Raw genomic sequence first — 783 nt, forward strand, 5'->3', positions numbered from 1 at the left:
CGTCAAAGGTGTTTCGGCCCATCATTGAGGGCAACCGCCACGCCGGTGCCGGAACTTCGCCACACTGCAGAGCCAGCCGGCGAAGGCCGTGACTGCGACCTGCCACGAAGCTGCTCCGCCGCCTTCTCGCCCGGATTGTCATTCAGGGAGACAGGCGGGGCGGCTAGGGGGCGAAGTTCCCGAAGGTTCCGCGTGATCATCCGATATCCTCTGCAACGCCGCTCTCATCGTGCTCCTTCGCGCCGCGCGCTCCTGCGCGGGCTTTTGTCGGCGGGCAGCGCTCTCGCGCTCGGCGGATGCGCTGGCCTGGGCGCGACCGGCACGCCCTACGACGCGTCGTCCCTCTTCGTCGACCCCACATTGCTCGTCACCACCACACGCAAGCCCGTGAAGGGTGGTCGCACGAAGCCTTGGTTCGGGCCTGAGCGCGCGACCACGATGACGGTCGCGCGGGCAAGGCTGGTGGCACCGGATGAAAGCAGACTTTCGCTCGCCTCGGTCGGACTGGGCGATTGGCGCCTCGATCAGATCGAACCGGTGCAGGCCGACATCGGTGATCTCGTTGCGCAGACCGGCGGGGGAGGAGACGTGCTGATCTATGTGCACGGCTTCAAGCAGACGTTCGAAACGGCCGTGCTCGATGCTGCCCATCTCTCCGATGGCATCAAGTTCCGCGGCCGGACCATGGTGTTCTCCTGGCCCTCCAAGGCCGGACTGTTCGACTATGCCTATGACCGCGACAGCGCGATGTGGTCCCGCGATGATTTCGAGCGCGTGCTTTCG

Annotated in this window: 1 protein-coding gene; it reads left to right on the forward strand. The window is 65.8% G+C overall.

All coding sequences use genetic code 11. The annotated features are described in order from the left end of the window. Positions 1-192 precede the first annotated feature (192 nt). On the forward strand, positions 193-783 hold a 591-nt coding region (locus XH80_RS02900; RefSeq protein WP_271597252.1), incomplete at its 3' end, for an alpha/beta hydrolase.

It is taken from the genome of Bradyrhizobium sp. CCBAU 45384, from assembly GCF_028128665.1.
GTDB classification, from domain to species: Bacteria; Pseudomonadota; Alphaproteobacteria; order Rhizobiales; family Xanthobacteraceae; genus Bradyrhizobium; species Bradyrhizobium manausense.